This is a genomic window from Streptomyces sp. NPDC048106 (genome assembly GCF_040706415.1).
Lineage (GTDB): Bacteria > Actinomycetota > Actinomycetes > Streptomycetales > Streptomycetaceae > Streptomyces.
Window position 1 is genome coordinate 1 of record NZ_JBEZND010000093.1, and the last position, 7,067, is coordinate 7,067.

Genomic DNA, 7,067 nt, shown 5'->3' on the forward strand with positions numbered 1-7,067 from the left:
GCATCTCCCGCCTGCACAACCTCGTCCTTGCCGGGTGACGCAGAAACCACCAGGTCACCCGGCACATCAAAGATCATTTACGGGACAGCCCTTAATCTGGCCTTCAACCCCTGGCATGCCCTGCCCGAACACCGTCCCGTCGGCAGCATCGCGGAAACCCGCAGAACCGTGTACGAAGCCGCGGCCCGGCGCCGTCGCGACGCAAACGGGATTCCAGCGGTGGAACCCGGGGCCGCCCGATCCCCGTCGAACGAGCCCCCAGCGCGTGACCGGCGGATCGTCCGCGCCGCCATCCACCCCGCTATCGGCGTGGCCCGGGTCGGGGACAGCGCCGAGGAGTACTTCCTCGCCCCGGAGACCGAGGACGCGCCCGCCTTGCCGACTGGCTCCTACAAGGACGCAACAGGCGCTCTCAAACGGCAGGCGGCCCGTTTCCGGATCTACGGCTATAACGCGGCGGACGAGCCTGTCACGGAGCTGACCGCTGACAATGCGGAGCTCCGCTGGACCGTGCACGTGGCCAACAAGAAGGCCGCGTGGTACCAGTTCCAACTCGCCCTGGACATACCCGAAGCCGCCCAAGCAGCCCCGAGTCACCTGCGTAACCCTGGGATCGCGGCCGCCGAGCGCAGTGGACTGGTCATCGACCCCGGTCCCCGCTCTGTACGAGGGCCCGATCGGGCCGGGCTGCCCGAACTACGCTGCGATACGGGGAAGTTCCAGGGCACCCCGGTCTACCTCGGCGAGTTGCGCACCGATGAGGCCGGTCGGCTTGTCTTCCTCGGCGGTCGCGGCCAGTCGGCCTCCGTCAACCACAGCGAGGCTGAAACCTTCGCCAACAACGACGGTTGGTACGACGATGTATCGGACGGACCGGTCACCGCGGACGTCCGTGTGGACGGCCGTGCGATACCCGTGGCTCCGGCCTGGGTGGTGGTCGCGCCGCCCAGCTATGCACCGGAGTTGAAATCGGTGCGCACCCTTTACGACCTGATCCGTGACGTCTTCGTCACAGCTGGGCTGCTCCCGGAGCCCGAGCAAGTCTCGTTCACCGGTGATGTGCTTCCCGTCCTGCGCCGCCTGTGCGAGCTGCAATGGGTCAACCGAGGTCTGGCCACCCTCTTCGGACAGGGAGGGAGGGAGAATTTCATGGCTCCGGAGCGTCTCTCGGCCCTGGCTGATGCCGCGCCTCGCCATGCCGAACTGCGCCAGCAGATCTGGGCCTCGATGCGTGTGCCCGAGCGCGATGGTATGTCTCCGGTCCCATGGCCCCCGCTGTACGGGGATGCGATGAGTCTGCCGCCCACCTCGGACCGCCAGCACATGTCCCTCTCTCCACTTCAGTCACGGTTGCTGGCGCGGTGGGCCGCCGGGGACTTCGTGCCGGACTACGATCCGACGGGCGCGTCCCTGGTCCCTTTGGCACGCAGACCACTTGAGGAGCAGCCCGATGCTCTCGACCGCGCGGCTCTGTCGTTCTGCATCTCCGACGCCTTCCATCCTGGCTGCGAGACCACGTGGCCCCTGCGCCATCTCTCGCTCTACAGCGCGCCGTTCCGGATCCGCCACCGCGACCCTGGCCGTCCGGAACACACCTACGGGCCGGTGCTCACTCCAGAGGTCGCCCTGGCCTACGACGGTCCGCTGTACGGGCAGGGGCCCGGTGATCTGACCCGCTGGATGGCCGTGCCGTGGCAGACGGACACCGCGAGTTGCCGCTCCGGCTATGCGCTGGGTTTCGGGCCCCGATACGACCCCTATCTGCCGACGTTCTGGCCCGCCCGGGTACCCAACCACGTCCTGACCGAGGAGGACTACCGCATCGCCATCGATTCCAGCCGCGCCCGCGAGGATCGGCTCGCGGCCTTCGAACGGCGGGCCGCCTGGAACCGCTGGCTTCCCCTCGGATACAAGGCCGCCATCAACGCCATGGTGCGGGATTTCGGTCGCCTCGGCATGGTGGAGCGCCGTCCCGGCGTCACGGACGACCCGCTCTTGCCACCCGACATGCTGGTGGAGTCAGAAGTCACCTTCCCGGCCGAGACGCCCACTCCACCGACCGGCCGTAACCTGCTCACGCTCCATGTCCCGCTCGCCGCCGACGAGAACCTGCGGGACGCCGTACTGGCCACCGCCGCGGCGCTGTCCACCAGGCCGGATGTGGAGGTTTCCACGGGCTACGTCGACAAGGTGGCGCTTCTTCCCGGAAGCCCGAAACATGGACACCGATGACATTCCCTGACATCTGATGTCCGGCCGTGATGTCTGTGGGGCGATCGTCGCCGGCGGCGGACCGGCTGGCGCGGCGGCCGCGTTGGTCCTCGCCCGGGCCGGCGTGCGGGTGGCGCTGGTGGACAGCCCGCGTCCGGAACCGCCCGGCACTCACGATTACAAAATCGGTGAGACCCTGCCGGCCGCGGCCACACCGCTGCTGCGTGACCTGGGACTGTGGGCAAAGTTCACAGCCGATGGTGGCACGCATCTCCACTCCACAGGCGTCTATACCGCCTGGGGCGGATCCGCGCTCCAAGAACGCGGATCCCTACACGATCCGTACGGTTCCGGATGGCAGCTGAACCGTCTCCGCTTCGACGCCTTCCTGCGCGAGGAGGCGTACGCGGCTGGCGCGGAGCCGGTAGACGGACGGGTCGTGGAAGTCGCCGACGGACCCGACAACACACGCCTGTTCGTACGAGGCCACCGCGGCGTTCGTGAACGGCACTGCACATGGGTTGTGGACGCGACGGGGCGGACGGCTGTCCTCGCCCGGCACCGGGCGACACGTCGGCGCCAGGACCGGCTGGTGGCCGCTCACGTCCTGCTCCGCCGCCCCACCGCGGCAGACCGCAGCGAGGGGACGGGGGCGGACCGCGAGGCACGGACCCTGGTGGAGGCAGTCGAGGAGGGATGGTGGTACACCACGCTGACCCCTGGCGGCCGCATCGTGGCCCACCTGACGGACACCGACCTCGCCGATCCCCGTCTGCGGACCCCCGACGGCTTCCTGAGCGCTGCCACGAACACGCGGCACATCCAACAACGGCTCATGGCACAGGACTTCACCGAAGCGCCGCGGCCAGCCTGGTCTCCTGCCCACGGCCAGTGCCTGATGCCGTGTTGCGGTCATGGCTGGATCGCCGCCGGCGACGCCGCGCTGGCATTCGATCCCCTGTCCTCGCAGGGAATCCTCTCAGCCTTGCACACGGGAGCCCGCGCCGGCATCGCCGTGGCCCTGTGTCTGGCGGGTGCGCCGTCAGAGTCCGTACTCGGTTCCTACACACAGTTCCTGGGTAGGGTCGCCAGATCCTACTCATACCAGCACGCCGAGGCGTACGCGTTGGAACGGCGTTGGCCGGACCACCTGTTCTGGAAGAGGCGCACGCGATCTCCAGGCGCCGGTAGGTGAAGATGAGGGGCAACGGGCCCCTGCCCCGAGAATGGTCGAACACGTGGGGAAGTTTGGCTGCGCGATGATGGTGTTGGGGTTGCGCGGGGGTGCGGCTGGTCGCCGTGGCGGCCGTCGGGCACCCACCAGCGGGTGCGCCACGATGGCCGCTCCTTGCCATCGCCGTCCTGCACCTTCCGCTGGCCAAACCGCATGTACTTGTCGATCTTCGCGGCGAGGATCTGCGCGGACTCGAAGCAGTTGCCGATCTCCACGAACAGCAGCGGCACCCCGTCCTCGGGCGAGGCGATGACGATGTCCGCCTGGGCGCCGCCCTTGCCGGGGTTGTGGACCAGGCGCCGGTCGCGGGCAGCGCCACCTCGGTCGCGTAGGAGGCGATGGTGCCCACTCCAGTGGGGGGCGGTGCCAGCGTGCGGCGTTGCGGATGCAGGCCTCCTCGAGGAGCAACGCAACGTCTGGCGCGAGGCAAGCGCGGTGCGCACGCGAGTGCAGAAGTCCTCCCCGACCGGCTCTACCACTTCCGCTTCGTCGCCCTCAGCCGTATAGGGCGAGGCCGTCAGCAGTTTTGGGAAGAGTCCGAGTTCCCGTGTACGGGCCACGGCGCAGACCAACCGCTACACCTACACCGCAGGCAACCCGCTGGGCGGCACCGACCCCACCGGACACTTCAACGTTCGCGCTCCTGGAGGCGGATTCGCTTCCGAGGGCCGGTTCACAGGCGTCGACATCAGAACCCTGTCCGGCCGCGTAGCAAGCCGGTGGGAGAAGCACGAAGGTATCCCCCAGAGATCCATGAGCCGACCTGGCAGAACCGGGGGTTCCGGCTTCCTGTCAGAGGGCCTGCCCGGGTATCCAAGCCTCGCGGACATCCTGCGTAAGCAGGCAAACCACGTCTCGCAGCCAGCGGGATACTCCGCAATGGTCGACACTGGATACGAATACGGCCCCCGCCCTGGCCCGGGCCCCCGCTCCGGCCCTGGTGTGGTGCCGGCTCGGGGAGCTGCCCATACGGATGCATCGTCATCCCCCCAAGCCGCCCATCGACCAGAACCCCAGCAACGGGCCCAACCCAGAGCCCGCACCTACCCGTACGAAGCCCAAGGCGGAATACGAGGACGCGGGCTGAGCCCTGGGAAACAGCGTCAACGCGACCGTCTCCGCCCAGTCCATGCTCGGCCCTGTGCCGCTATCACGGCGTTCATCCCGATCGAGGCGCTGGCCCAGAGCGGGCTGCTCGGCGACGGCAATGGGACGGGCGGTGCGCGGTCGAGGGCACCAAGCGCAGCAGGTGCGCGATGCGGGCCGTCCCCACCGGCGCAGGACGCGGACCTTGATGATCCGGCGTTCGGTGCGGGTCGGGATCCGGCGCGGGCTGGTGTGCGGGCGGGAAGAACGGTCGGCCATCCCGGCCTCACCGAACTGCCGGTAGCGCTCAGCCCATCGCTGGGCCGTGGTGGGCGAGACCTGGAAGCGTTCCGCGGCCCGGAGCAGCGCCCGGCCGTCCCTCGACCACGCAGCGGGCAGACGCAGCCGTCCGGTCTCGGTCAGGGGTGCATCACGGTGGGGCCCGAGGGCCTTTCTGTTGGTGTAGACGTCGCAATCCACACCGAACCGGAAGGACCTCACCTCTTCAAGATCCCTCAGCCGAGACCTGACTCACCCGTCCACAACCTCCCCGGACAGGACAACTGGGGCCTGTCCGGGGAGGGGATGCCTTCATGTCTCGGCGCGGCGGGACTTACGGTTTGTGCGTTACCCAGAGCAGTTCCGCCGGCCAGCGGTGTGCCCAGTCGGGTGGGTCGGTTTCGTTGTAGCCGTTGGGTGTTCCGAGTTCGGGCCGCGGCTCGATGAGGTCGTCGATGATGAGACCCGCCCCGCGCAGAACCTTGACCCAGTCGCCGTAGGTGAGCTGATAGCTGGTCGCGCCGTCGCCTTCGGCGATGGTGTTCAGCCCGAAGTAGTCCTGCTGCAGCGTCGTGGTCACACGGCTGGCGGCTTCGTCGTAGCAAGCTTCGAACCATGGGCTAGCGACGTTGAACACCAGGCGCCCGCCTCGACCCAAGACGCGTGCGGCCTGCGGGACGGCCAGGTGCGGGGGCGCCCAGCTGAGCCCCCCGAAGTCGCAGAACACCAGGTCGAAGCTTTCGGCGGCGAAGGGGAGTTGTTCGGCGGCGCCTTGCACTAGCGGGTAGCGTGCCGCTCCCATCGCGCGGGCCGCTGCGGCAAGTTGGGCTTCGGACAGATCGAGCCCGACCACGGTGGCGCCCTCGGCGGCGAGCGCCCTGGACCACTGGCCGGCGCCGCAGCCGAGTTCGAGGACACGCTTGCCGGTGACGTCGCCCAGGGCGTGCAGGTGCGCGTCGGGGATGGAGTACATGCCCCACAGCCGGGGTGCGGCGCCTATTTGCGGGTCGTGCTCGTGCTGGTAGGCGCTGCTGATTTGGTTCCAGAGCCGCCGGTTGGCGGGGATGCTGTCCACGTGCCGACTCCAGCACTGCCTGCAGGGCGCGGTCAACTCGATTAGGGCACTGGCCGGCCCTCGCCTCGGGACGGCCCTGGCTCGACCTGAAATCCGCCGGACGAGCCCTAATACTCCAGCAAATTTCGGTGTCTGGCCTGCGGGTCCGCCGGACCACGCTCAGGGCCGACCACCCGCCAGCCGCGTCCCCAACCTCACAGGGCAATACACCTAGACGAGTAGTTCCGGAGTGTCTGATGGCCGAGGGGGGTTGTCGGACCTGCACGTTACGTTGAGCACATGACCTACGTAGAGGGCCAGATGGAGCGCATCAGGCCGCAGCAGTTCCATGAGGCCGTCGGCGTGGAGGACTGGCGCGTCGTGGGCGAGGGGGCATGTGCGTACTTCCGCACCGGGTCGTTCGCGGTCGGCGCCCGGTTCGTACAGGCGATCAGTGAGATGCCGCTGGTTGGGGACGATCACCCGGATATCGACGTGAGGCAGGAGGGCGTGATCGTACGGCTGATCACGGTCACGGACGACTACTACGGGCTGACCGAACGGCACGTCGAGCTGGCCCGGCAGATCTCGGAGGTGGCCCAGACGCTGGACATACCGGCTGACCCGTCCGCCGTGCAGACCGTCCAGGTCACCGTCGATGCCCTCACAGGTTCCGACGTGGTGGCGTTCTGGCGTGCCCTGCTCGGCTACCAGGACCGCGCGAACAGCGGCGAGGACCTGATCGACCCGCGCCGCCGCGGGGCAGCGTTCTACTTCCAGCAAATGGACGCACCGCGCCCGCAGCGCAACCGGGTCCACGTAGACGTGTGGGTGCCCTACGACCAGGCCGAGGCCCGGATAGCCGCAGCGCTCGCGGCTGGTGGACGCCTGGTGAACGACGCCGACGCGCCGTCGAACTGGGTGCTGGCCGACCCCGAGGGTAACGAGGCGTGCATTGGCGTGGCCGGCCCGCCTGCGCCGGCCACCGACCGACCGTGAAAATGCAGAGCTTGGTGGTCGAATCGGTCCCCGTCCTCCGGCCTTCACTCGCCGTCGAGAGGATCGACCGTGACCCGCGACCACGACATGCTGTGGCGTCGTTGCGCTCATCTAAGGGCTGTCCCGTAACTGCTGGTCACGGGTGAGATGATCTCGCTGTGTCTGGTGTGATCACGGCGTCGGAGCCCTCCTGGATAGCCCCGT

5 protein-coding genes and 1 pseudogene are annotated in these 7,067 nt (G+C 68.4%); 4 read left to right on the forward strand and 2 right to left on the reverse strand.

The features are described 5' to 3' along the window. The 3 genes from AB0927_RS40665 to AB0927_RS40675 all read left to right on the forward strand — a co-directional run. A partial coding sequence (locus tag AB0927_RS40665) for a LodA/GoxA family CTQ-dependent oxidase (protein ID WP_366672910.1) occupies window positions 1-2,232 on the forward strand: 2,232 nt, incomplete at its 5' end. A 16-nt stretch (window positions 2,233-2,248) separates the two neighbouring features. Beyond that, window positions 2,249-3,406, forward strand: coding sequence for an FAD-dependent monooxygenase (locus AB0927_RS40670; RefSeq protein ID WP_366672911.1), 1,158 nt, complete (start codon window positions 2,249-2,251; stop codon window positions 3,404-3,406). 89 nt (window positions 3,407-3,495) lie between these two features. After that, complete coding sequence (locus AB0927_RS40675) at window positions 3,496-3,777, forward strand: hypothetical protein (protein ID WP_366672912.1); 282 nt, start codon at window positions 3,496-3,498, stop codon at window positions 3,775-3,777. An 884-nt stretch (window positions 3,778-4,661) separates the two neighbouring features. On the opposite strand, the pseudogene AB0927_RS40680 reads toward AB0927_RS40675, so the two are convergent. Together AB0927_RS40680 and AB0927_RS40685 are read right to left on the reverse strand one after the other, a co-directional pair. Continuing rightward, window positions 4,662-5,007 (reverse strand): annotated as a pseudogene (locus AB0927_RS40680) (leucine zipper domain-containing protein); the annotation flags it as partial. 137 nt (window positions 5,008-5,144) lie between these two features. Further along, window positions 5,145-5,885, reverse strand: a complete 741-nt coding sequence (locus AB0927_RS40685) for a methyltransferase domain-containing protein (RefSeq protein WP_366672913.1) — start codon at window positions 5,883-5,885, stop codon at window positions 5,145-5,147. Window positions 5,886-6,164: 279 nt separating this feature from the next. Between AB0927_RS40685 and AB0927_RS40690 the strand changes: the two genes are divergently transcribed. Next, window positions 6,165-6,863 carry a VOC family protein gene (locus tag AB0927_RS40690; RefSeq protein ID WP_366672914.1) on the forward strand — a complete coding sequence of 233 codons (699 nt, stop codon included), beginning with the start codon at window positions 6,165-6,167 and terminating at the stop codon, window positions 6,861-6,863. The last annotated feature ends 204 nt before the right edge of the window (window positions 6,864-7,067 follow it).

Coding starts and splice junctions, on each gene's coding strand:
- AB0927_RS40690 (WP_366672914.1), top strand. CDS start 6,165: ATGACCTACGTAGAGGGCCAGATGGAGCGCATCAGGCCGCAGCAGTTC.
- AB0927_RS40670 (WP_366672911.1), top strand. CDS start 2,249: ATGTCCGGCCGTGATGTCTGTGGGGCGATCGTCGCCGGCGGCGGACCG.